This window comes from Vibrio sp. B1Z05 (genome assembly GCF_052955985.1).
Window position 1 is genome coordinate 542,532 of record NZ_CP130464.1, and the last position, 21,819, is coordinate 564,350.

Consider the following 21,819-nt stretch of genomic DNA (forward strand, 5'->3'; position numbering starts at 1 on the left):
AATAACCAAAGATTTAAATTTAACGATTAAGAACACAAAACGCACAAAATCAAGATGATCTTGTGCGTTGATAATAGATTTAACAGGCTATTGCTTAGATATAGAAAGCTTCAACAGTGCCTTTAAGCGTAATCAAAATAGGTTGACCACGGCGATCCAGCGCCTTTGGTGAAGGGATTTTAACCCAACCTTCACTGATGCAGTATTCTTCTACATCTGTACGCTCTTTACCGTTTAGTCGAATACCAATTCTATGATGAAAGCACTCTTCCACATAATGTGGACTGCGAGGGTTACCAGAAAGGTGATCCGGAAGAGTTGGCTTTTCGTTAGTGTCGCTCATGTTCATGACCTGAATTATAGATAGAGAGCGCCATTGTAGACAATGCGCGCTCTGCGCTCAAGAAAACTCATCATTCATCGACTCACTCTACCAGCAAACTACACGCCGCTAAGCCACGCACCACTATTTTAAAATACTTACCATTAGCTGACAGTAACAGCACATAAAACTAAACCAATGCCGACACTCCCCTAACCATGTCAATAGAAGCTCGTTTTATTATTAACGTATTCCGTACCAATACTCTCAAGGAAGGCACAATGACTAAGGCTCCACTATTAATAGCTTCTTTATTACTGCTTGTTCAAGGCTGTAGCTCTACACAGAGCGTGCCTTCTGCAAATGATTCAATAGCAAACGATCATCAATCTATAGATGAAGCATCAAACACTGCCCAAACACAGCCTATACAAAAAAATACTATCCAAAATCCAGAGTTTTCAGAAGAGAAGCAAGCGTGGTTTGACAGTGAAAAATGGAACTATCATGGCGATGGCATGGTCAAAAATGTCGGTTGGAACGATTTAGCGCACAAAGGTGACCTAAATTTTGTTGCCAGCTACAGCGCGAATCCTAATGATTGTCACGCTCAGCTATATATTACCGGCCCTTTTTACAGCAACCGAATTAGTGGCATCTTTAATGTCAACGGACAAGATGTACACTTTAAATATGTGCATAAGGTAAATGACAACACTCGCATGTATCGCGCAAAGAACCCTAAAGGCCAAGAGTTTTTGATTGATCAGTTTCAACAAGGCACTCCCGTGATCATAAAATCTGATATTGGCACCACAGCCACATTCCCAAGCCAAGGATTTAAACAAGCTAAGGTAGCCTTAGATAAAGAATGTCTTGTAAAACTGCAAAGAGAGCATAATGCATTATAATATGACTAATGGGGCTTAAATTGCCCCAAATCGCATAATAATGCGTCAAAGTTCACATTTAATAATCAAAATCAGTTAAATACAGATTTGAATATTAAAATTTCTGGGATGCCTCACAGTGTTGAAATTAAGTACAAACGTGACATTAATACACAACTAAATAAGCACTGTTTTTATTTCAATTAAGCCAAAACAATTGAACTTTACCTATAACAAAAAGTCTTAACACCGACGATATTTCACGAATATCTATGCAATAACCACCTTTAAATCCCATATGATAAGTAAGGGTAAGTTATTCGTTTATAAGAAAAATCGTCGAACAATTCCGGAAAGTTTATTCTTTAATCAAGAGTTTATATTTTAATCACCCACCACACTGCAATTCATTTGTATGCATTCCATTGCTCAATAGATATTCAAAATTAGATTCTATTTATGCACCTTATATCTACTCAGCAAAATATATAGTCTTAGTTCCGTACTCAATCATATTTTTTGTACTTTGTACGATACACTCAAGGATGTAACAAAAATGAATAAACTGACCCTAACAGCCCTCGCAATTACTTCCGCATTCGCAGTTAACGCAAATGCAGCTGATGTTTACAAAGGAGACAACGTATCTCTTGCACTAGGTGGTCGTGTTGAAGCACGTGCTCAACTATCTGACCAAGGTAAAAACAAGTCTGTTGAAAAACAAGCTGACGCTTCACGCGCTCGTCTAAACTTTGAAGCTAAAACCAACATCACTGATGATGTTGTTGCTCGTGGCTTTGTTGAAAAAGAATTCACTAAAGACAACGCTAACGATACTCGTTACTTATACGTTGCAGTGGGTAACGAAAACAATGAATTGCAATTTGGTAAAACAGATGGCGCTCTAGTTCAAATCACTAACTACACTGATATTCTAAACACCTTTGGTGCTGAAGCATCAAGCAAATCAGTAACTGCTGACCGTGCTGACAACCAACTACTTTACATTGGTAACTACGGTGATTTGACTGTGAATGCAGCCTTTAACGGTGGTGGTGAAGCCGTAGGTAAAAAATACTATGACTTGGCTACAGGTCACGAAATTCTTGCGCAACGAATTGAGACCAAAATTGACAAAGGTTACGGTGCTTCTGCTAGCTACGACTTCGGTGTATTAAAGGCTGGTGTCGGTTACGCAAAAGAAACACATGAAGACGGTTATAAAGACAGCGATAACTTATTGTTCAGCCTTGGCTCAAACATTACAGATGAATTATATGTTGGTGGCTTATATGTAGATGGCTCTCAATTTGGCGATGACTTCACAGGATTCGAGCTAGCAACGTCTTACGATTTCACAGAAAAACTGACTCTGTCTGGTACGTACACAAATGCTAAATTTGACAATGAACATGAACATCGTAACACTGCGTCTCTTGATCTTGGCTACAACTTCACAGATTACTTCCTAACTTACGTTGGAGTAAGCAAGCAATTTACTCAAAACGAAGAACTTAAAAGCTTGCTAGGTGCTAAAGTTACTTTCTAATTAAACACTACCATTTGTTTAGTTAGACAAAATTTAGGGTTCTCATTGAGAACCCTTTTTTACATCTGTTCATACAGCCTTGTTGCAGAAAACGAGCATTTTCTAATACCGATAATTTAAGCTAGAAATAAATTGCTTCTTATCGCTGCTTTTCTGACCATACTCGACCGACAATGACCATTCGCGGTTGAAGTTATAATTCATTCCAGCCAGCGCCATCCATTTGTCTAAGTTCTCTTGTTCCAGCTTATAATCGATGGTTTGTAGAGTACTTCCCGTCCCTGGCACATCCACACTTCCGGTAATAGTCAACCGACTATCAAGATAAGTGGCACCGACAAATACCGCGATAGATTGGCTTCCTTGTAAAGGAAACTGTTTACCCAAACGAGGCGAGATATTCCATACATCCCCTTTGGTTACGCTACCTTGCATATCGGCGTACGAATAACTGATCGGTAATACAAAAAAGTAATCGTTCCACCCGGCAGCCAAAACAGTACCGACGGTATAATTTACGCCATTAATATCAATTTCTGGAGTGGCAACCGTTAACGATTTATCTTCAAAGGCACAGACAGGTTCTACCGGTAACCGTCCACAGTTGGCACCCGCCATATCAATGATTCCATTCCCATCTAGAGTGAAATTCACCAATGCATGACCATTAATCGCGCCCACTGACGCAAACACGTTCATAAATGGAAATAACCAAGCATCAAGTTTTAGCTGAGGAGTATAAGTAACCGCTGAGTTATCACTAAACGACACAAATGGGGTTGGCGTTTTATCTCCACCATTAAAACCTATTTCCAAATCTCGAAGCGTCATTGCTTGCTCTGTTTGCACATAGATAATGCTTACTCCAAAAGGCAGAGGCAAATCAAAGCCTTGTTCAACGACATTTTGTGCAAAAAATGGCAATGCGCGATCCCACACTTTAGGATCGTCAGACGGGGAAGGATCACTTACTGGATCGTTATTAATAGTGTGATTGATATTCGCAACCCGATTACTGCCTAATCCAGTGTTGGTCAAATCATAATTGGTAGAGATTGAAACCAGTCGAGCAGAACCCTGCGCTACTGCGCCAGAATTAGAAGCTACATACAAAGACACATCATAGTTCGAGTGCCACACATCCGTATAAGCACTTGAACCTGCTTCGTTTACGCTCCACTGCGCCCCGACCGAAGTGCGCCAATTACGTTCCTTATAACGTTGCAGTGCATCTTCATCATCAAAAATAGCCAACACATCATAAGTACCTAAACCTAAACCCGCGCCTAAATCATAACGCTTCACGTCAAGATAAGTGATTGAACCATCCAACTTGTTCTCAATCATGCCTCGGCCATAACCGCCGCCTAATACGACGACATTAACACCCGACATACTGGCAGTCGCATAACCCACAGAGTTCGATAATTCTTTTTCTACCTCTGGATAGAGAGAGGTCATTTTTTCAATTAATGCCGAAGATTCTGCTTTAATCGCTTTGCGAGTCGGCTCAACGTCTTCAGTTGGGATGTGCGATGCGCAACCTGCCGATAATAGAGATAATGCGCCAATACTTGCGGAAAAGATTTTGTACATTAATGCCATCCTAGCTTATTAATGTTTTTAAAAACAACTACCTATGAGTGTAGATGATAATGAGAAAACTGGATGCTCAATAAACAAAAAGCCCCACACAAACTGTGCAGGGCTTCGCATAATCTAAGATATAGTCGATAATAACTATCGCATCATACCTAAATCTTTTTGCATATGCTCTGAAAGCTCAGATGCATAATACGTCTTGCTAGTGTGTCCTTTGCCGACCAAAATATCGACAAGGTGCATAATCAGTCCTTTGAAATCAATAGAATAGCTCTTACCTTCCTGAGAGCTTGGTACTGCTATGGTGTTAATTTGCATTACTTGTGCCATACGTGCCTCTTTAAATTCTGTAAGTTTCAATAAGTTATGGCGCAAATATAAGCAAACTGAACTAAAGAATAAAACGAGTAAATTTACACTTTCGCATTAGTTTTTCTAATTTTACAGGTAGGCAACATTTATGAAAATCAACACATAATATAAGTGAATAATTCAGCGTATGGCACTGAATATTCGCATAAACATGCGTATGGTAATTTCACGCCTGTATATGATCACATTTCATTTACAATATTAAAATGTTGATTATGTGATTAGACCTAATTTAGCTTGGGTTTCAATTCTCAGCTCATCACGAGAAACAAACTCTAAAAAACAATCGGCCATCGACATTTCAGTTACCACCCAATCATCACCACAATTTAAAATAGCGGAATAACCTTCCTTGCCTTTCATTGAATAGGCAGAAGAAGTTCCCCAATAAATTTGTTGTTCATTGATTGGCATCCAACCTCTAACATCATCATAAATTCTAAGATTTTTTACCCTATCCCCTTTTGGCGCATCAAGTACCACTTGGTAATCCAATTGATAACAGTAAGGATAACTGCCACTGCCTGTACCGTTGGCATCAATGGCATTGTCTATTGCGCCCTCTAAAATCCCTTTAATATAACGTCCCTGTATTGAATAGACGCCAATAGGAACGGCAAAAGGTAGCAATCGACCTGCTATATCGGCTTTGCTGACAGGGCCTGCATTTAATGAACAACGCACGCCACCTGCATTGTGAATAGCAAAATCAATGTTATGCCCACGGTAGCGCATAGCATGATAAAAAGACTCTGCCACCAAAGAACAAATCTCACTCGCGCCCTTTTCATCCGGCACTCGCACATGTCTTAATGGTGATTTCAAGTGTCCAACGATGCTACGCTGTAAGGCAAACACTTCAGGTTTGTAGGTGTTTGTTATTAACCGATTCACTTGTTCGTCTTTTTTACAGCGCACAACGTTCGGATGCGCGGTGAAATAATCAAATACATCCTGATATTCGCCTTCACAATCGCAATTGCTCATAGTGGCATCAAAACAGACTCTGCGCCCTACTAACAACTCATTGCGCCCGTTAAAGGCAATCACTTTACCTGATTCATCAAAATCAATATCACAATGACCCAATGACTGCGCGTGCATACCCGCTTGTACAATATAAGTGTCATTCACTCGGCGACCATAATCGTCTTTACAGTTGATGCCTAAGTCGGAAAAGTCCCCTTGCAGCACATGTGAATGCCCGCCAACGATTAAGCTAATGCCCTCAACCTCTTTGGCTAAGGCTAAATCAGCCTCATACCCAAGGTGGCTTAATAGAATGACCTTGTTGATACCAGATTTCTGGATCTGCTGTACGGTATTTTTGGCGGTTTGCAGTGCATTAACAAACGGCGTATCAACATCTGGATTAGCGATATCCACCATTTTATCGATAGAAAGGCCAAAAATAGCAATGCATTCATCGCCAACTTGATGCTGCATCCATTTTGCACATTGCTGCTGTGCTTGGTATGGATACACATTATCTGCATCACTGATTTTTACCGCTTTGCTTGCTGACTCTTGTGACAAATCCCAGTTGCCACACAGCAAAGGAAAGTTTATTTGATTGACGAAACTGGCCACAGGAGCATTGCCCATATCCAATTCGTGGTTGCCTAATGTCATCGCCGTTAGGCCAAATTGATTTAATAGCCTTGAGTTGGCTTCACCTTTAAAAAGGGAGAAATACAACGTGCCTTGAAAGCAATCACCAGCATGTAAAAATAGAAAATCTCGACCCTGTTGCTCGGCTTGATGTCTTAGTTGTTTGGCTCGCGTTTGTATGCGTGCAAATCCCCCAACACTAACATAGGGAGAAATGCTTGCATGCCCTGCTACGTTATTTGCTGCGTCTATTGTTGTACGGTTTGTCGAACTGTTGATATTGAGTGACAGTTGAACCGTGGTAGGTTCAAAATAAGAGTGTGTATCATTGATATGGGCGACCCGTATCCTTGTCGCTTTTTGCATTCTATTCTTCATATTATCTTCTCTGAGTTCACCGCCATTGTAGTCGCCACGATATGACAAACCAATGAAAGTTTTTTTGAACAGAAAAATAGTTTGTATATGGCGGATTAGAAATGAAGCAACAGGCATAACAACAAGGCAAATTACTGCTTCAATAACAAAAACTTGCCCATCTTCTCAGTGAAAGCTGGCTCTATTTTCTATAATAATAACAAGTGCAGTAATTAACTTATCATTCAAGCGAGTTAACACGCTGACCAATGGCATTACCTCTGATCACTCAATAGTTGTGATTGGCATAAAAAGCAAAGGGAGAGTGTATGCAATTAGAGCGGATCGAAATCTCAGGCTTTCGCGGTATTAAGCGCCTCTCACTGCCCTTTGAGCAGCTGACTACCTTGATTGGCGAAAACACTTGGGGCAAGTCCTCACTGCTTGATGCATTATCGGTCGCCTTACCTATCAATGGAGAACCGTATCAATTTGAAATGCGCGACTTCCATGTTGATTACGCAATTTCTCATCCGCAAACTCAGCATTTGCAAATCATCTTAAAACTTCGTTCAAGCACTCATAAAGAATCAAAATCAGGACGTTACCGAAAAATAAAGCCCATTTGGAACGAATCCTCTAGCGATCATTCAGAAATTATCTATCGCCTGAGTGCAACCTTAGAAGGCACTAAAGTCACCACCCATTACGCCTTTTTAGACAGCCAAGGTCAGCCAAAACAGCTACATCACCCCGAAAAACTCGCCAGACAATTAATGCTGTTACATCCGGTTATTCGCCTGCGAGATTCACGACACTTTCAGCGTATAGAAAAACCCAAACAGCAACGCACACCTAATTCAAAAATAGAACAGCGCATTAAAAACACCTGTCGTCGCCTAATCGCTCACCCCGGTCTAGTCAGTAAAGACGAGATGAAAAGTAGCGTTAAAACCATGCATGATTTGGTTGATCACTATTTTTCTTATAAAACTCATGTGCGGCACGATCCAAGAGCCACCAGAGATGGGTTATTTACCCCTAGTTTGGGGCAAAAAATGTCTCTTAAGCAGTTTGTCGACCAAACTCAAGATAAACAAACCCGCTTGTTATTGATGGGGCTTCTTAATAATTATTTGCAAGCAAAAGGGAATACAGAGCTCAGAAGATGCGCTCGCCCACTGCTGATTGTGGAAGATCCTGAAGGGCGCTTGCACCCTACCCACTTATCACGAGCATGGGCGCTTTTACAAATGATGCCGATGCAAAAGATCTTGACCACTAACTCAGCAGTATTGCTTAGCGCCGTGCCCCTTAGAAGCATCAAACGGTTAGTGAGAAAGTCAGATCGCACAGAAGCAAAATACATTCGCCCAGAAATGCTTTCCGCCGATGAGTTACGAAAGGTCAGCTTTCACATTCGTTTTCATCGCTCTAGTGCCTTGTTTGCACGCTGTTGGTTATTAGTCGAGGGAGAAACTGAGGTATGGCTATTTAACGAATTAGCCAAATTGTGTGGCTACGATTTAGCCTCAGAAGGGGTGCAAATTGTGGAGTTTGCTCAATCTGGCTTAAAATCCTTACTCAAAGTGGCCAGAGCGTTAGACATAGATTGGCATGTGGTCACCGATGGCGACGCCGCAGGTAAAAAATACGCCACTTCAGCGCGCGCGATGCTGCATGGTGAACAAGAACGACATCGAATCACCGAACTGCCTGATAAAGACATCGAGCATTATCTTTACAACAATGGTTTTGAGAAGTTCTTTCGGGATATGGGTAAAATCCCTTACGATCACCCTATTCCACCTAAGAAAGTCATTATGCGCGCCCTTAAAAAACACGCAAAACCCGATGTAGCAATCGCCATTGTTGAGTATTGTGAAATTCATGGCGACGACATCATTCCGATACTGATTCGTTGGACCTTAAAGCGGGTGATCAGTATGGCAAACGGCAATACTTAAAGGGTGTAAGAATTAAAAAAGGATCTCGCGATTATCACAAGATCCTTTAGGAGAAGTAAAACAATAGCGTTAAGCTATTTTTTCATTTTACCTTCGATATGCAGTTCCATGTCGACATAGCTAGATGCGCCCATCACCGGGATATTAAAGTCAGCTAATTCTAAACGGGTTGTGCCCATAAAGCCGGCGCGTTGTCCGCCCCACGGGTCTTTACCTTCCCCAATAAAATCAGCAGAAATCGTAATCGGTTTCGTTTGTCCATGCAGGGTTAAGTCCCCCATAATGTCAAACTTACCATCGCCTTTGTCCATCACTTTGGTGCTGGTAAATACCGCTTCTTTGTACTTGCCAGCATCAATAAAGTCACCACTGCGGATGTGTTTATCACGCTCGGCATGGTTTGAATCAAGACTTGTGGTATCCACCGTTACTGTGACTTTTGATGCGTTTACGTCTTTAGGATCGTAACTGAATTCACCTTCAAATCGATTAAAGCGACCTTTAATAAAGCTATAACCTAAGTGACTCACCTTAAAGTTAATTGAGGCGTGCGCGCCTTTGGTATCAATCACATAGTCCGCGGCATTAGCGTACAACGGCGTCGCCATTATCGCCGCTAACCCTAGTATTGTTGTCCATTTCTTCATTTTGAGCCTCCTGTCATTTTACGTAGCGTATTGTCTTTATCGATAAAGTGATGTTTTAACGCCGCTAATGCATGAATGATCGCCAGAGCAATCAAAGCATAAGCCACATAGTAGTGAACGTTACCCGCGATATCGGCTTGCCCTTCAAATAACTTGCCCAAGGCAGGCACGTTAAACCAATCAAACACAGAGATGGCGCGACCATCTTCAGTAGAAATTAAATAACCGGACACGAATAACACTAATAGTAGTAAATACATTAAATGATGCGCTGACTGGGCTGCCTTAACTTCAAACGCACTCCCGTCAAGTTTAGGTGCGCCTTTCCATCTCTTCCAAATAATGCGAAACAGCGTGACAAGCGCTAAAATGATGCCAACCGATTTGTGAATAAATGGGGCGGTTTGATACCACTGGCTATAATAATCTAAATCGACCATCCACCAGCCAAGGGCAAACAAACTAAAGACGGTGATTGCTGAGCACCAATGAATGATGCGAGAGGTTAAGTTATAGCTGTTCACTTAATAATCCCTCCATAGCCGGTTACGTTCATCCAAAGCAACAAATTAACCAATGGGTAAACAATTTAACAACTAGACTACAAGATACGATCGCTACAGGTAAATAAATTTCATTCGGGTTTAGGCTTATTTATCTATTCAAATCAAAAACTTTGAACAGGCGCGACTATTTACTCTTAGTTACAATTTAAACTATATTAGACTCATCAATACTAATCTGTATTTATTGGAGCGATTTTTGCTAAAAGACATCGTTATTCAGGCACTTAAAGCGGTTCAAAACGACTGTCTTTCCCTCTCTAAGCAGCATTATCCTACCGTGCACAACCGCGGTATTAGTAATCACCACTTAACCTCATTGGTCGAACGTCGCTTACAAAAAACAGCGCAAATATTTGGATCTTCCATTGTTATTGAGCCAATAGATACCAGCAAAAACTCACACGCACACAATACTGTCTATCGACGTATTACCATGCAATATGGCAGTGTATGGCTTTTCCCATATTCAATAAAAACTGCTAATAAAGTGTTTAAATCACACCTATTTACGACTTTAGCCACTTGGCGCAGTGAATTTAGTTACGCCATTCAACCTAATGATTGTGTGGTATTGGTCTGCGATCATTGGCTTAATCGAATAAATACCAGTCAACAACTCATTGATTGGTGGCACAATCGCTTACCTGATGATCTTAGTGATTACACGCAACGAGGCATTCACCTTGCGCCATCACAAGCGCCGAAACTTGACCACATGATGCAAGAGCTTCGATTACAGCCTTGTTATAAAACTCACACCCATCCCCTAAAACGACAAGAGGACGGATCTTTTGTGAAAAGATACGTCCACCTGTATGCTATTTTCGAGTGTAAGTAATCCACTCGAATACTGGAATGAGTAAGGCTAGAATGAATAAGGCTAGTTAGTCACTTCCGCTAATACTTCATTAAAACGGTTCCATGATTTTAGATCGGCATCTTCTCGATAGCGATCAGAGCCAAGCACAGTAAATGCGTGTGGCGCTCCGCCGTAAGAGATCATTTCATGTTTAATGCCAGTGCTTTCCAGTTCATCGGCTAGCATGGCAAAGTCTGTCATGCTAACGACTTTATCGGCTGTGCCGTGGAATATGACCACTGGTGCTTTCGTCATCTTGTAATCTTGACCTTGCGGCGTTTTCAACCCGCCATGGAAACTGATAAAGGCTTTCGCACTATTGCCCGCGCGAGCAGATTCAAGAACCGCAGCTCCGCCAAAGCAATAACCGGCTACCACGGTATTATCTTTGCTGCCATTAAGCATTTCTGCTTTCAGCTGGCTTTCTGCCATTAGCTTTTGCAATTTTGCTCGGTCTTTATACAGCTCTCCCGTGTGCTGCTTTTTATCTTTCACTTCGGTTGGGCGAATGCCTTTACCGAACAGATCAGCGGCAAAAACGTTATACCCCACTTCATTAAGCATTTTGGCTCGCTTAATTTCGTATTCGGTTAATCCATCCCAATCGTGAACTAAGACCACCAATGGCGCAGAATCAGAAACCTTAGACCAATAACCTTGATATTCTTTTCCATCCACTTCATAAACAACGTCTTCTCCCGCTAACACACCGGTAGAACCCGCTAGCAACGCTGCATACAAAAAATAGCGCATAACACTCTCTCCTTCCTTATGAGTTCAATTGAGTGTAGTAGGCTCTCATGAAAATAATAACTATTTCTATTTGATTTTTTTGTTATAAGTATTAACCATTTGGATAAGTAAGATTTTTTCAATGCAAATTTTGTAACCTATTTATTTATAAGCATAATTTTGCAGCGGCTAACACTGTCTATACTTACTGAATATGATACAAATTATTAAAACGCCGTCAGATAGTGCCGATTAGCCCTAACGTGGATACATTGATTTGAGCCAGAAAAACGCTGAGTTGCCCGCAACACAAGAAAGCAATGACGATATCGCCAAAGCCATCCCTTTGGTGCGTGCAGACATAGTCAACACCATCATCGTGCAATTTGAAAAGCAAGGCATCAATATGACCGACGCTTTACTGCATGCCAATATCAGTAGAGAGATGTTACTCGATTCAAGCAATATGATTGTGAACGGTTCCGTTAGAAGTATTTTTGGCAAGGTTTATGAGGATGAAGGGATCTTCGCCTTTGTTCAGGCAGTGGTTCATACTCAGCGAACGCAATTAATCCCTCATTTTGTAAAAACGCTGACTAAGAATCTCACCATTCGAGAAGTGCTCACCAAGTTCAATTTATTGATTCGTGAATCCATCCCTGTTGCGTCACAGTATCTAGAAGTGGATGATAAAAGTGCGTGGTTTTGCTCCGCTATGCAGCACAAAGAGATCAATGATTGGCAGGAGATATTTAACGTTTTGTATTGCGTTGAGCTGATTCGTTCCCTAACCAACAACGAAGCATGGCGACCGAAAACAGTCGCGCTTACCCAGAGCCGAACGGGACAATTTGCACAAAATATCCCCAGTGATATTCAGGTGCTATTTTCACAAAAACACACCAAAATCAGCGTCGATCTAGAACTACTAGACCAAGAAATTAACACCGCCTATCCAGAACCCGCGCCAAAGGAAGTGGTTTGGCACAGCACCTTTACCGACACCTTATACACTGCGCTAATTCCCTATGTTCATGAACAGACCTTAGATATAGAGCTTGCCGCCAGCTTATTGAACATGAGCACCCGAAGCCTGCAACGCAAACTACTGCAAGAGAAAAACTCATTTAGAGCCATTAAAAACAGCCTAATGTTTAACACTGCCTGCGACTTAATGAATCAAAATCTCAGCTTAACTCAAATTTCAATCCAACTCGGCTACGCCGATATCGCCCACTTCTCCCGCGCCTTCAAACGATTTAGCGGCATCACCCCAAAACGCTATCAAGTACTTTTAAGCGGAGTGCGATAATTGCGGGGTCAGGTCTTGAAATTTGCACTTTGTGCAAATTTCAAGACCTGACCCCGCAATTACCCCGCCACTATTACAAGTAAGGGAATAAGGCTTTTCTTTGTTCGGTGGTGAGGTTGGTGACGCGTTCGATGTTGTTTTCTGGGATTGCTTCTGGGTCTGGGTAGTGTTTTAGTACCCTTTCCATGCTCGCTTCTCTGATCAAGTGGATCACAGGGTATGGCGAACGGTTGGTGAGATTCTCATCGTCGTCGGGATGCGTTCCAGCAAAACAATAATCGGGATGGAAAGTGGCGATTTGAAACTCCCCTTCGTAATCTTGCTGTTTGATGAGCGCATCAACCCAATCTAAAAACAGATTGTAATCCATAAAATCATCTAAGAAATTAGGGATAGTGACCAAAGTTGTTTCTAGCTCTTCGACGTCGGTGCTTTGCAAATGCATGAACTCTTGCAAGATAAACTCTAGCAATTGCTCTTCATTGTCCGCTTCTGTAACGGCAATTCTGATCTGTTTATTGCGATTAGGTTTAGCGGCAAACGGACATAAATTTAGCCCAATCACCACCTTTTCTAACCATTCTCGGGTTTGATTTTCTACCTGCTGTAAATTGATAGTCATATTACTTTGTATTAAACCCTTGGCGTTGTAGGAATTCTTGCATAAACGGACGCGCTTCTTTGCTCAGCGTTTGCGTAATTTGATCAGACCAAGACGCCGCTTTCTTATTATCTGTGCGAGTTGCGTAGTAGGCTTGAATGTGTGCGTCGTACCTTGCTAACACTTCTTTATCTAATGCTTGGTAGGTTTCTTGATGAACCACAATGGATTTAGGTAAGCGAGGTTTGATCTCTGGCGTTTGCGCAGGATGGCCTAAGCATAAACCAAATAGAGGGATAACGTGCTTAGGTAGGGCTAAAAGGTCAGTAACTGGTTGCGGGTTGTTTCTTAGTCCGCCGATGTACACTCCCCCTAATCCTAGTGATTCTGCCGCCGTCAGACAGTTTTGAGCAACCATAGCCGCATCAACAGCGCCTATCAGCGTTTGCTCGGTAAACCCTAGCTGAGCTTGTGGATGGATTTCTTGATGACGATGAAAATCTGCGCAGAACACAAAAAACTCGGCGCAACTTTCCACATAAGGTTGCCCACCCGCGTATTGCGCTAGTTTGGCGCGGCTTTCTTTATCTTGCACGTGAACAATAGACACACACTGAATAAAGCTAGAACTTGAGGCCGCTAAACCACAATCTAAAATGGTATCGAGTTGCTCTGGTAAAATACTTTGCTCGGTAAAAGATCGAATTGAACGGTGTGAAAGAAGCGTCTCTATAGTGCTATTCATCAGGCTTTCCATAACAAGTTGTTGATGTTTAGGGTAGCAATAATGCGCCTTTGAGCAAAGAGGCTTTCAGCAAATAGCCTTAGCGATAATAATTTGAACAAGGCGATTAATAACGACTATTCATCCCGCTGCGGTTCGATATATCGTCATTCATGCGCCCTCCTTTCCAAGCGCCCTTGCCAAGTACATTTAACACATCACTGGCGCTATAGTCATCACCGGCAAAGAAGTCACGCGCTATGTCCTTTCGCAGCCGATTGAATATAGGGGCATCACCTAAGTCTTGAGGGTGTGCAAACAAGGCCTGCGCACACTGCTGCTGACGTTGACTCAGCGCTTTACTACTGGCTTGTATTTGTCCGATAGAGTAGTAATCACGTCTGCCATAGCCTTTTAGTAATACAGGCGAAAGCAACTTAATCACTTTTGCAATTCTACGACGTTGAATATATCCAAACATGCGACTCCTTGAGTTTGTGGCTATCCAATCACCTTAGCTTAAACTAGGAAATCTAGCGCCTCATTAGCATGTTAACACCCTGCGCGACATTTATCGTGCTTGTAGTCGCTAAACGCCATCCTTTATAGGTGTGCCATGATTTACACTATGCCTAAACATCTCTTACTCGCTAATAACACGAGAATTTGCCATTAAAATACAGTTAATGAATATTTATAAAAGAAACAAAATAGTAAATTACCCAAGACATAGAAATGCATGTAAACTATTGAAATATAAGTAATGTCGTAAGCGTGTCGTCTAAATGCCGTTATCTTTTGTTTAGGCTACTGATACTTTTAGTGTCGATGCAGCGTTAAGGAATTTGAAATGATAATCAGAAAACTCAGACTTAAAAACGGTTGGTCGCAAGAGCAACTTGCAGAGCTTAGCGATCTCAGTATTCGCACAATACAACGGATTGAAAGAGGTCAAAAGCCAAGCCTTGAGTCATTAAAATCTCTTGCTGCTGTGTTCGAAACAAGTGTATCTCACCTTCAACAGGAGCCAGCAATGACCGACAAAGTGGAAATTACCAACGAAGAGCAAATTGTCATTGATCAGGTAAGAGCCATTAAGAGCTTTTATTCTCATCTAATGACGTACTTAGCAGTGATGGTGGTATTATTTGCCATAAACCTAATTACAGATTCTGGCTATATTTGGGCGTGGTGGCCCGCTCTAGGTTGGGGTATTGGCATTATCAACCATGGATTAAACGCTTTTGAAGTGTTCGATTTCTTTGGCGTTAAATGGGAAAAGCGTCAAATAGAAAAACGCCTAGGTCGAAAAATGTAAATCAAAAAAATAGGGGCAATCGCCCCTATTCAAATCATCACAGCAATTACGCTTTAGCGTTAAATACCACTTGGTACTCGCCGATGCCTGCGTAATTTACTGTTGTAGGCTTGTCGAATTCAACTTCAACGATGCCACAGTAAGAACCAGTAATGATAGTCTCGCCAGCTTTAAAAGTAACGCCGCGACGAGTCATAAAGTTAATTAGCCAGTAAACTGGGCTTTGCGCCGATTCGTTTGGATGTGTGCCATCAAAGTTTTGAACATTGTCACCTTGAGTCACAGTCACGTTAACTTTAGCCGCATCAAAGGCTTTTTCACGAGCAATTTCAGGGCCAACAAACAGGCCTTGGTTTACCATGCAGTCAGCCAGTTTTTCGTTGAACTCAGCATCGCTGTCTGCAGCAAAACGTGCTTGCATTAGTTCAAGTGCCATGTGGCATGAACCTATAGCGTCATTGATTTGTTCTTCAGTGTAACCTTCTGCGTTTGCAGGAAGATCTTTACCTAGTTTAAAGCCAATTTCTGGTTCAATGCGCGCAGCGCCATTGTCCATAAATAATTCACATGTATCGCCACTGTTCACGCTATCAGCAAAGATAGGAGCAACGATGTATTTGCCTTCGCCAAGTGGGTTTAAACATTTCCAGCCGCCTACAGCGCCGTTTTTCAGTTCAATCATTGCTGCTTGAGTTTGCAGAGCGTCTTCTAGAGTCGTTGGACGAATGTTTTCTGCAAGACGTGGCGCTTTAGTACCCGCTACGCGGCGGCTTAAAAGCTCTTTGGCCGCTTCTGTATATAATGTAGTCATATTGTATTACCTGATGATTGTTTTGTTTGATGATATAGCAATTTTTATATTCTGAATAGGTCGCCCAATCACGAAAAAGGGTGACTTGCATAACAAGTCACCCTTAAATTACCTAGTTAGATCAACCTTTGTCTTGTTAGTAAAAAAGACAATCACTGACGATTAAACGTCGTAAGTTGTTGATGCTGTGTCGCCGCCTGTACCAGTCCAGTTAGTGTGGAAGAATTCACCACGCTCACGGTCAAGACGCTCATAAGTGTGAGCACCAAAGTAGTCACGTTGCGCTTGAAGAAGGTTTGCAGGCAAACGAGCGGTTGTGTAACCATCAAGGAACGAAAGTGCAGACGTTGTACAAGGCATTGGGATGCCCACTTCTAGCGACTTAGCCGCTACTTTACGCCATGCACTTAGACAGTTTTCTAGGATAGCTTTGAAGTAAGGGTCTGAACCTAGGAATGCAATCTCAGGATCGGTCTCAAACGCATCACGAATGTTACCTAGGAATGCAGAACGGATGATACAACCGCCACGCCACATTAGTGCTACGTTACCGTAGTTTAGGTCCCAACCATTTTGGTTTGATGCTTCACGCATTAGCATGAAACCTTGTGCGTAAGAGATGATCTTAGACGCAAGCAGTGCTTGGCGAAGTGCATCAACCCATTCTTGTTGATCACCCGCAACAGGTTGCACTGTTTTACCAAATAATTTCTCAGCCGCTACACGTTGGTCTTTCATTGAAGATAGGCAACGAGAGAAAACAGACTCAGAGATAAGCGTTAGTGGAATACCTAAATCAAGGGCATTGATACCTGTCCATTTACCGGTACCTTTTTGGCCTGCAGTGTCAAGGATCTTGTCAACTAATGGCGCGCCATCTTCGTCGCGGTATTTTAAGATATCTGCTGTGATTTCAACTAGGTAGCTGTCTAGCTCAGTGGTGTTCCAGTCAGCGAAGACTTTTTGCATATCGTCAGCAGACATGCCAAGGCCGTCTTGCATAAATTGGTACGCTTCACAGATAAGCTGCATGTCACCGTATTCGATGCCATTGTGTACCATTTTAACGAAGTGACCTGCACCATCGTTACCGACCCAATCACAGCAAGGCTCACCTTTGTCAGTTTTCGCTGAGATGCCTTGTAGGATAGGTTTCACTGCTTCCCATGCTTCTGGAGAGCCGCCTGGCATGATTGAAGGACCAAAACGTGCACCCTCTTCACCACCTGATACGCCAGTACCGATGAAATGAATGCCTTTTTCACGTAGGTAAGCTACGCGACGGTTTGTGTCAGGATAGTTAGTGTTACCACCATCGATGATGATGTCACCTTTATCTAGTAGTGGGATAAGTTGTTCGATGAAACTATCAACCACATCACCAGCACGCACCATAAGCATCACTTTACGTGGTGTTTCTAGCTTCTCTACCATTTCTTGTAAAGAGTAAGCGCCAACGATGTTAGTGTCTTTTGCTGGGCCTTCTAAAAATTGGTCAACTTTAGCCGCAGTACGGTTATGTGCTACCACTTTAAAGCCATGATCGTTCATGTTTAAGATAAGGTTTTGACCCATTACTGCGAGTCCAACTACACCAATATCACCTTTCATTTTGTCTCTCCTACTATACTTATCTTAAGCAATCTTACTTGCTGCGTCTGAGTCTAAAAACCATTCTGTTTCACCCACATTGGAGTGAATTTTTGCTGCTGGATAGGGAAGATCCTCAGCTGGCGTATTGTAGATCTCATGTACGATATCTTGTTTGCCTGCGCCTAACACTAAATAGCTAATGCGTTTGGCCGCTTGTAGCACTTTTGCTGACTTCGAAATACGTAGCTGTCCAGATTCTGGATGCGAAGCAACGATAGCCAGTTTTTCTTCATTGTAATTTGTTTGTTCTGGGAACAAAGAAGCCGTATGCCCATCAGCACCCACGCCTAGCAAAATCCAATCAAATACTGGAACGCCATCTTGAGTGTCAATCACATCGCTCATTTCTGTTGCGAAACGAATGGCTTCTTGCTGAGGGTCATTTTCACCTAAAATGCGGTGAATATTTGCCTCTGGCACGCCAACAGGAACAAATAGCAAAGCGTTTGCTTCACCAAAGTTACTTTCTGCATCCGTTGGGGCTACGCAACGTTCGTCACCCCACCAAAAATGCAGGTTGTTCCAATCAATGCTGCTCGCATGCGGCTCAGTCGCCAACAACTTGAATAGCATTTTAGGGGTGCTGCCACCAGATAAAGAAATATGTACCGCTCGGCCTTGATGGCTAAAGCTTTGTAACTCTTTGGCTAATTGCTCAACCACTTGGGTTGGCGTACTAAAGATTTTGGTATTCATCATAATTCGCAATAATCTGTATCGGTTAAGTTTTTGCAAGGGAAGCGCCACGCTCTTCCATCACGCTCTAGTAGATCATGAGATTCTTTTGGTCCCCATGTACCACAGGCATAACCAAATAACGCTTGTGGGCGTTCTTTAAAGTCTAAGATAGGCTGAACATATTCCCAACAGGTTTCGACCGCATCAGAACGAGCAAATAACGTTGCATCGCCATTTAACGCATCCAGCAATAAACGTTCGTATGCGGTGAGCATATGCGCTTCGTTTAAAGACTTGTAATGGAAGTTCATTTTTACTTCTTTAGCGTGGAAACCTGCACCCGGCTCTTTCAAACCAAAGCTTATTTGAATACCTTCATCCGGCTGAATACGGATAATCAGTTTGTTTTCAGGCGCATCCTGTCCAAACACTGGGTGTGGCGTATCTTTAAAGTGGATAACCACTTCTGTTACACGAGTCGGCAGACGCTTACCAGTACGAACATAAAATGGAACCCCATTCCAACGGCTGTTGTTAATGTAGGCTTTCAGTCCAATGTAGGTTTCGGTGCGAGAATCTTCTGCCACACCGGGTTCGTCACGATAACCTGGTAAAAACTCACCACGAACTTCCGATTCAGTGTATTGACCTAATACAAGGTTGTTCACTAAATCATGCTCTTCAAGTGGTTTTAAGCTTCTTAGTACTTTTACCACTTCGTCACGAATTGAATCAGCATTGATGCGCGGAGGTGACTCCATGCCTACCATAGCCAATACTTGCAATAGGTGGTTTTGGAACATATCGCGCACTGCGCCAGAGCCGTCGTAATAACCGCCACGCTCTTCTACGCCAAGGAATTCAGAACCGGTGATTTCCACATAGTTAATGAAGTTACGGTTCCAAAGCGGCTCAAACATGATATTTGAAAAACGGAACACTAACAGGTTCTGTACTGTTTCTTTACCAAGATAATGGTCAATACGGTACAGCTGAGTTTCTTCAAAATGCTCATGGATTTGCGTATCGAGCAGTTGCGCTGATGCTAAATCGTAACCAAAAGGCTTTTCAACGATAAGGCGTTTCCAACCGTCGTCTTCTTTGTTTAGACCGTGAGCGGCAAGGCTTGCTGGAATAACAGAATATAAGCTAGGTGGTGTCGCTAAGTAATACAGCACATTACGCTCTTGTAACTGGTAGTGCGCGGCAAGTTCGTCTTGGCGAGCAACCAATTTGGCATAATCTGCAGTATCAGAGGTATTGATAGCTTGATAGTGAAGATGGCTTATGAATTCTTCTAGTACAGACTCTTCTGTTTTTTCAAATTCTATCAGTGCTTTCTTCAATTTTTCGCGGTAAGACTCATCACTGTATTCAGTACGACTTACGCCTAAAATATAAAATGATTGGGGAAGTTGACCGCTTTGGTACAGTCTATATAAAGCGGGAATTAACTTGCGGTAAGTTAAATCTCCAGAAGCACCAAAAATTACTATGCTGCTTTTATCAGGTATAACCATCATTTGTCCTTCAAGTGCCTTTAAGGGTTGCATACATCCATCGCGTCGCGGGGGAATCCACGTACGAATGGTTCACAATGCACCATGAAAAGAATTCTACACCGAATAAGGCGAATTAAAATAATTTGTCACATTTTCACAGTGAATAATTGCAATCTATAGGCAAAAAAAATCTCCGACTTGTTTTCGGAGATTGCCTGCCCCTATAGTCTAGCTTTATGACGCTTTAATATAAACATTTTTCATTCGCATACTTATTTTTGCAATTTGGCTGCATGAAAATTAAGCATCAATTAGGGCTCTGTAGCAACAAAGCCCTATAAATATTGACATCATTAGCAAAACAGATGGTCACCTTGATTCATATTCAAGCAATTTTGCTAACCGATTTAACTAAGAGTTAAGGACGCAGTTTTAACACTTTATCGATATCTTCTGCGCAATGTCTTTCTGGCAGTTGCTCCCATTTTTCACCAAAAGCACGATTCACGATGCGACCACGCTGCACCCCTTCTCGCTCAGCAACTTGTTTCGCCCAGCGCAGCACATTAGTGTATGACTCAACTTGCAAAAACTCAGCTGCATCATATAGCTTGCCCAGTACAAGATTGCCATACCAAGGCCAAATTGCGATGTCAGCAATCGTATACTCATCGCCCGTAATAAACACATTATTCGCCAATTGCTTGTCTAACACATCTAATTGACGCTTAGCTTCCATTGCAAATCGATTGATTGGATATTCTTGTTTTTCGTCTGCGTAAGCAAAGAAGTGTCCAAAGCCACCACCTAAGAAAGGCGCTGAGCCTTGTGCCCAAAATAGCCAATTAAACGTTTGGGTGCGTGCGGCGCCACTGCTTGGTAAAAAATGGCCAAACTTTTCTGCCAAATGAACCAAAATAGAAGCAGATTCAAATACGTTAACCGCCTGATCACCACTTTTATCCACAAGAGCCGGAATTTTCGAATTTGGGTTAACGCCCACAAACCCTGAAGAAAACTGATCGGATTCACCGATATTAATTAAGTAAGCATCGTATTCTGCTTCTTTAACACCAGCAGACAACAGCTCTTCAAGCATAATAGTGACTTTTTGCCCGTTAGGAGTGCCTAAAGAATAAAGCTGTAACGAATGTTCCCCCTCAGGCAATACTTTTTCAAATCTCGCGCCTGCTTCGGGGCTATTGATATTGGCCCATTTGTTGCCGCCACTACTATCATTAACCCAGACTTTAGGTGGTACGTATTGCTCGCTCATGGTCTCTCCTTTTGCCTATCCGATCATTTAGGAACATCAATCGATATCCCTTACCACTTATAAACTTATCTACACTCTATCACCCTTAGACTTGAGCTTATAGGTTCAAAGTGTCCATAGTATTTGTCGGTATTAGCCTAATATCGACGGGTGTCTTTCAACGGCTTTATTACTGAATCTAACCCTTCCACCTTAAGTGCTAAGCAAAGTTGCAGTAATCGCCCAAGCTCACCTTCTGGCCATTGCGCTTTGTTTTGAAACCATAATAAATACTCTTCAGGAAGATCAATCAGTACACGACCAGCGTACTTCCCAAACGGCATTTTCATGTGCGCAAGTTTAAGTATATTTTCTTTATCAAACACTTTTTAAAACCAAATCAAACACTTTGTGACATTGTGAAATGCATCTACCATAATAGAAGTGAGTGAAACAAACAAAGGATCGTTTTTGCACATCACCACTTCCAT

Annotated in this window: 22 protein-coding genes; 6 read left to right on the forward strand and 16 right to left on the reverse strand. The window is 42.1% G+C overall.

The features are described from left to right. Nucleotides 1–94 precede the first annotated feature (94 nt). A complete protein-coding gene (locus QV280_RS15270; protein WP_023405399.1) occupies nucleotides 95–343 on the reverse strand; it encodes a DUF3297 family protein in 249 nt (82 codons plus the stop codon). A gap of 260 nt (nucleotides 344–603) precedes the next feature. Here QV280_RS15270 and QV280_RS15275 point away from each other — a divergent pair, with 260 nt between their 5' ends. Together QV280_RS15275 and QV280_RS15280 are read left to right on the forward strand one after the other, a co-directional pair. Next, on the forward strand, nucleotides 604–1,233 hold the full coding sequence (locus QV280_RS15275) for a hypothetical protein (RefSeq protein WP_152822690.1): 630 nt from the start codon (nucleotides 604–606) through the stop codon (nucleotides 1,231–1,233). A gap of 535 nt (nucleotides 1,234–1,768) precedes the next feature. Beyond that, nucleotides 1,769–2,761: a porin gene (locus QV280_RS15280; protein WP_152822689.1), complete on the forward strand. Its 993-nt coding sequence runs from the start codon at nucleotides 1,769–1,771 to the stop codon at nucleotides 2,759–2,761. Between the two features lie 102 nt (nucleotides 2,762–2,863). On the opposite strand, the gene QV280_RS15285 is transcribed toward QV280_RS15280, so the two are convergent. From QV280_RS15285 to QV280_RS15295, 3 genes are all read right to left on the reverse strand, one after another. Further along, nucleotides 2,864–4,357: an outer membrane beta-barrel protein gene (locus QV280_RS15285; protein ID WP_152822687.1), complete on the reverse strand. Its 1,494-nt coding sequence runs from the start codon at nucleotides 4,355–4,357 to the stop codon at nucleotides 2,864–2,866. Between the two features lie 144 nt (nucleotides 4,358–4,501). Beyond that, nucleotides 4,502–4,693 carry a hypothetical protein gene (locus QV280_RS15290; RefSeq protein ID WP_152822685.1) on the reverse strand — a complete coding sequence of 64 codons (192 nt, stop codon included), beginning with the start codon at nucleotides 4,691–4,693 and terminating at the stop codon, nucleotides 4,502–4,504. A 255-nt stretch (nucleotides 4,694–4,948) separates the two neighbouring features. After that, a complete protein-coding gene (locus tag QV280_RS15295; RefSeq protein ID WP_172972842.1) occupies nucleotides 4,949–6,724 on the reverse strand; it encodes a bifunctional metallophosphatase/5'-nucleotidase in 1,776 nt (591 codons plus the stop codon). 308 nt (nucleotides 6,725–7,032) lie between these two features. Between QV280_RS15295 and QV280_RS15300 the strand changes: the two genes are divergently transcribed. Then, a complete protein-coding gene (locus tag QV280_RS15300) occupies nucleotides 7,033–8,670 on the forward strand; it encodes an ATP-dependent endonuclease (protein WP_152822683.1) in 1,638 nt (545 codons plus the stop codon). 74 nt (nucleotides 8,671–8,744) lie between these two features. Here the strand turns inward: QV280_RS15300 and QV280_RS15305 are convergent, their stop codons facing one another. Then, nucleotides 8,745–9,317 carry a YceI family protein gene (locus tag QV280_RS15305; protein WP_152822681.1) on the reverse strand — a complete coding sequence of 191 codons (573 nt, stop codon included), beginning with the start codon at nucleotides 9,315–9,317 and terminating at the stop codon, nucleotides 8,745–8,747. Continuing rightward, nucleotides 9,314–9,841, reverse strand: coding sequence for a cytochrome b (locus QV280_RS15310; RefSeq protein WP_367869627.1), 528 nt, complete (start codon nucleotides 9,839–9,841; stop codon nucleotides 9,314–9,316). Before QV280_RS15310 ends, QV280_RS15305 begins: the two co-directional genes overlap by 4 nt. Nucleotides 9,842–10,079: 238 nt before the next feature. Here QV280_RS15310 and QV280_RS15315 point away from each other — a divergent pair, with 238 nt between their 5' ends. Continuing rightward, nucleotides 10,080–10,721, forward strand: a complete 642-nt coding sequence (locus QV280_RS15315) for a hypothetical protein (RefSeq protein WP_152822679.1) — start codon at nucleotides 10,080–10,082, stop codon at nucleotides 10,719–10,721. A 42-nt stretch (nucleotides 10,722–10,763) separates the two neighbouring features. Here the strand turns inward: QV280_RS15315 and QV280_RS15320 are convergent, their stop codons facing one another. Beyond that, nucleotides 10,764–11,495, reverse strand: coding sequence for a dienelactone hydrolase family protein (locus QV280_RS15320; RefSeq protein ID WP_152822677.1), 732 nt, complete (start codon nucleotides 11,493–11,495; stop codon nucleotides 10,764–10,766). A gap of 256 nt (nucleotides 11,496–11,751) precedes the next feature. Here QV280_RS15320 and QV280_RS15325 point away from each other — a divergent pair, with 256 nt between their 5' ends. Further along, nucleotides 11,752–12,786 carry a helix-turn-helix domain-containing protein gene (locus tag QV280_RS15325; protein WP_253912610.1) on the forward strand — a complete coding sequence of 345 codons (1,035 nt, stop codon included), beginning with the start codon at nucleotides 11,752–11,754 and terminating at the stop codon, nucleotides 12,784–12,786. 73 nt (nucleotides 12,787–12,859) lie between these two features. Here the strand turns inward: QV280_RS15325 and QV280_RS15330 are convergent, their stop codons facing one another. The 3 genes from QV280_RS15330 to QV280_RS15340 form a co-directional block, all read right to left on the reverse strand. Further along, nucleotides 12,860–13,420: a DUF1415 domain-containing protein gene (locus QV280_RS15330; protein ID WP_261824969.1), complete on the reverse strand. Its 561-nt coding sequence runs from the start codon at nucleotides 13,418–13,420 to the stop codon at nucleotides 12,860–12,862. Further along, complete coding sequence (nfsA, locus tag QV280_RS15335) at nucleotides 13,410–14,132, reverse strand: oxygen-insensitive NADPH nitroreductase (RefSeq protein WP_152822675.1); 723 nt, start codon at nucleotides 14,130–14,132, stop codon at nucleotides 13,410–13,412. Before nfsA ends, QV280_RS15330 begins: the two co-directional genes overlap by 11 nt. 106 nt (nucleotides 14,133–14,238) lie before the next feature. Next, nucleotides 14,239–14,592, reverse strand: coding sequence for a DUF6559 family protein (locus QV280_RS15340; protein ID WP_152822673.1), 354 nt, complete (start codon nucleotides 14,590–14,592; stop codon nucleotides 14,239–14,241). A 369-nt stretch (nucleotides 14,593–14,961) separates the two neighbouring features. Here QV280_RS15340 and QV280_RS15345 point away from each other — a divergent pair, with 369 nt between their 5' ends. Then, on the forward strand, nucleotides 14,962–15,429 hold the full coding sequence (locus tag QV280_RS15345; protein WP_023404032.1) for a 2TM domain-containing protein: 468 nt from the start codon (nucleotides 14,962–14,964) through the stop codon (nucleotides 15,427–15,429). Nucleotides 15,430–15,475: 46 nt separating this feature from the next. Here the strand turns inward: QV280_RS15345 and QV280_RS15350 are convergent, their stop codons facing one another. The 6 genes from QV280_RS15350 to QV280_RS15375 all read right to left on the reverse strand — a co-directional run bounded on the left by QV280_RS15350 (nucleotide 15,476) and on the right by QV280_RS15375 (nucleotide 21,714). Continuing rightward, nucleotides 15,476–16,240 (reverse strand): hypothetical protein, encoded by a 765-nt coding sequence (locus QV280_RS15350; RefSeq protein WP_023404031.1) that lies wholly within the window; start codon nucleotides 16,238–16,240, stop codon nucleotides 15,476–15,478. 162 nt (nucleotides 16,241–16,402) lie between these two features. Beyond that, on the reverse strand, nucleotides 16,403–17,851 hold the full coding sequence (gene gnd / locus QV280_RS15355) for a decarboxylating NADP(+)-dependent phosphogluconate dehydrogenase (RefSeq protein ID WP_023404030.1): 1,449 nt from the start codon (nucleotides 17,849–17,851) through the stop codon (nucleotides 16,403–16,405). Between the two features lie 24 nt (nucleotides 17,852–17,875). Further along, nucleotides 17,876–18,592 (reverse strand): 6-phosphogluconolactonase, encoded by a 717-nt coding sequence (pgl, locus tag QV280_RS15360; RefSeq protein ID WP_152822671.1) that lies wholly within the window; start codon nucleotides 18,590–18,592, stop codon nucleotides 17,876–17,878. Beyond that, nucleotides 18,589–20,091, reverse strand: coding sequence for a glucose-6-phosphate dehydrogenase (gene zwf, locus QV280_RS15365; protein WP_023404028.1), 1,503 nt, complete (start codon nucleotides 20,089–20,091; stop codon nucleotides 18,589–18,591). Before zwf ends, pgl begins: the two co-directional genes overlap by 4 nt. 400 nt (nucleotides 20,092–20,491) lie before the next feature. Continuing rightward, complete coding sequence (yghU, locus tag QV280_RS15370) at nucleotides 20,492–21,349, reverse strand: glutathione-dependent disulfide-bond oxidoreductase (RefSeq protein ID WP_023404027.1); 858 nt, start codon at nucleotides 21,347–21,349, stop codon at nucleotides 20,492–20,494. A gap of 137 nt (nucleotides 21,350–21,486) precedes the next feature. Continuing rightward, nucleotides 21,487–21,714 (reverse strand): DUF3820 family protein, encoded by a 228-nt coding sequence (locus tag QV280_RS15375; protein WP_023404026.1) that lies wholly within the window; start codon nucleotides 21,712–21,714, stop codon nucleotides 21,487–21,489. Nucleotides 21,715–21,819: the final 105 nt, after the last annotated feature.

Excerpts from the sequence above, each read along its gene's own strand:
- QV280_RS15300 (WP_152822683.1), top strand. The coding sequence starts at position 7,033 with ATGCAATTAGAGCGGATCGAAATCTCAGGCTTTCGCGGTATTAAGCGC.
- QV280_RS15290 (WP_152822685.1), bottom strand. The coding sequence starts at position 4,693 with ATGGCACAAGTAATGCAAATTAACACCATAGCAGTACCAAGCTCTCAG.
- QV280_RS15350 (WP_023404031.1), bottom strand. The coding sequence starts at position 16,240 with ATGACTACATTATATACAGAAGCGGCCAAAGAGCTTTTAAGCCGCCGC.
- yghU (WP_023404027.1), bottom strand. The coding sequence starts at position 21,349 with ATGAGCGAGCAATACGTACCACCTAAAGTCTGGGTTAATGATAGTAGT.
- gnd (WP_023404030.1), bottom strand. The coding sequence starts at position 17,851 with ATGAAAGGTGATATTGGTGTAGTTGGACTCGCAGTAATGGGTCAAAAC.
- QV280_RS15295 (WP_172972842.1), bottom strand. The coding sequence starts at position 6,724 with ATGAAGAATAGAATGCAAAAAGCGACAAGGATACGGGTCGCCCATATC.
- QV280_RS15320 (WP_152822677.1), bottom strand. The coding sequence starts at position 11,495 with ATGCGCTATTTTTTGTATGCAGCGTTGCTAGCGGGTTCTACCGGTGTG.
- QV280_RS15305 (WP_152822681.1), bottom strand. The coding sequence starts at position 9,317 with ATGAAGAAATGGACAACAATACTAGGGTTAGCGGCGATAATGGCGACG.
- QV280_RS15280 (WP_152822689.1), top strand. The coding sequence starts at position 1,769 with ATGAATAAACTGACCCTAACAGCCCTCGCAATTACTTCCGCATTCGCA.
- zwf (WP_023404028.1), bottom strand. The coding sequence starts at position 20,091 with ATGGTTATACCTGATAAAAGCAGCATAGTAATTTTTGGTGCTTCTGGA.
- pgl (WP_152822671.1), bottom strand. The coding sequence starts at position 18,592 with ATGATGAATACCAAAATCTTTAGTACGCCAACCCAAGTGGTTGAGCAA.
- QV280_RS15275 (WP_152822690.1), top strand. The coding sequence starts at position 604 with ATGACTAAGGCTCCACTATTAATAGCTTCTTTATTACTGCTTGTTCAA.
- QV280_RS15345 (WP_023404032.1), top strand. The coding sequence starts at position 14,962 with ATGATAATCAGAAAACTCAGACTTAAAAACGGTTGGTCGCAAGAGCAA.
- nfsA (WP_152822675.1), bottom strand. The coding sequence starts at position 14,132 with ATGAATAGCACTATAGAGACGCTTCTTTCACACCGTTCAATTCGATCT.
- QV280_RS15340 (WP_152822673.1), bottom strand. The coding sequence starts at position 14,592 with ATGTTTGGATATATTCAACGTCGTAGAATTGCAAAAGTGATTAAGTTG.
- QV280_RS15285 (WP_152822687.1), bottom strand. The coding sequence starts at position 4,357 with ATGTACAAAATCTTTTCCGCAAGTATTGGCGCATTATCTCTATTATCG.
- QV280_RS15270 (WP_023405399.1), bottom strand. The coding sequence starts at position 343 with ATGAGCGACACTAACGAAAAGCCAACTCTTCCGGATCACCTTTCTGGT.